General features: G+C 66.3%; 1 protein-coding gene. It reads left to right on the plus strand.

The features are described from left to right. The first annotated feature begins 125 nt into the window (after window positions 1–125). Window positions 126–1,508, plus strand: coding sequence for an IS1380 family transposase (locus tag ABNF93_RS34585; RefSeq protein WP_349332487.1), 1,383 nt, complete (start codon window positions 126–128; stop codon window positions 1,506–1,508). Window positions 1,509–1,659: the final 151 nt, after the last annotated feature.

Raw genomic sequence — 1,659 nt, forward strand, 5'->3', positions numbered from 1 at the left:
CTAGCCTCGATCTTTCGTGGGCTGTGGGTGAGTTCGGCGCGTAAATGTACGGAAGTGCCTGTCCGGCTTGGAAGAATTCGGCTTGTCGAAGGTCGAAGTCGTCCGAGCGGAAAGGCACTCCGTAGGTGAAGCGTAGCTGGTTCCCAGGTCTTGTTGTTGATGATGTCCGCGAGTCGCTGGTGTCGTCGTCAGGCGGGCTGCTGTTGACGCGGGTGGCCAGGGTCGCGGGCGTGGAACGGGCACTGTCGCAGGCGTTGGCGCCGTGGCGGGGTGAGCGGGCGGTTCATGACCCGGGCAAGGTCTTGTTCGATGTCGCGACCGCGGTCGCACTTGGCGGTGATTGCCTGTCCGATCTGGCCGTGGTGCGGTCCCAGCCTGATCTGTTCGGCCAGGTGGCGTCTGATCCGACGGTGTCGCGGCTGATCGCCACGCTGGCCTCCGACGTCGATGCGGCAACCGCGGCGATCCGGACCGCGCGGGCCCAAGCCCGAGAACAGGTATGGGCCAGGCACCGACCGGTGGCAGGCGGTGTCGGTGGGCAGGTGATCGTGGATCTGGACGGAGTGCTGGTGACGGCGCACTCAGACAAGGAAGGTGCGGCGCCGACGTTCAAACGAGGCTACGGCTTCCACCCGATGTTCGCGTTCGTCGATCATGATGAAGCCGGGACCGGAGAAACCCTGGTCGGGCTGCTGCGCACCGGATCAGCATCGTCGTTTACCGCAGCCGATCACATCAGCGTGCTCGATGCCGCGCTGGCCCAACTCCCCGCCGCCGAACGCGGCCAGGTGCTGGTCCGTGCCGATACCGGTGGCGCGTCGAAGGCGTTCGTGGGTTACATCACCGAGTTGGGTTTGGAGTACTCGATCGGGTTTCCTGCCACCGCCCCGGTCATCGCCGCGGTGCAGGCGATCCCACCCCACGCCTGGCGGGCCGCGGCAGACGGCGATGGTAACCCCCGCGAGGGCGCCCAGGTCGCCGAGCTGACCGGCTGGATGCCGGCCACTGCCCGAACCGGTGGCACCGATGATTGGCCGTCCGGAATGCGGATCATCGCCCGCCGCGAACGACCCCACCCAGGCGCCCAGCTCCGGCTCACCGACCACCACGGCTGGCGGATCACCTGCTTTGCCACGAACACCAAGGGCACCGGTTGGCGGCTGGCAGACCTCGAGACCAGGCACCGGCTCCGCGCCCGAGCCGAGGACCGGATCCGCGGACTCAGAGACACCGGCCTGGCCAACCTGCCCCTATACGGCTTCGGACAAAACCAGATCTGGCTCGAGATCGTCGCCCTCGCCGCAGACTTACTGGTCTGGATGCAGACCCTCGCCTTCGACCACGACGAACCCGCCCGCCGCTGGGAACCCAAACGCCTCCGGCTACGCATCCTCGCCATCGCCGGACGCATCATCAACAGCGGCAGACGCCGACGACTCCGGCTGCCACGAGACTGGCCCTACAACCACCTCATCACCACCGGCTGGGCATCACTGCAACCCACCTGAACCATCAACCCCGACCCAACAACCAGGACCCGGAGAACCGGCGAACACAGCGCCGTTAACCACGCACACCCACATCAAAAACCAGCCACCAACACAGAGATCAACACCGCCACCCCGCACCACCACCAGGCACGTGAAAGATCGAGGCTAG

Origin of the sequence: Actinopolymorpha sp. B9G3 (assembly GCF_040120725.1) — a bacterium.
GTDB lineage: Bacteria > Actinomycetota > Actinomycetes > Propionibacteriales > Actinopolymorphaceae > Thermasporomyces.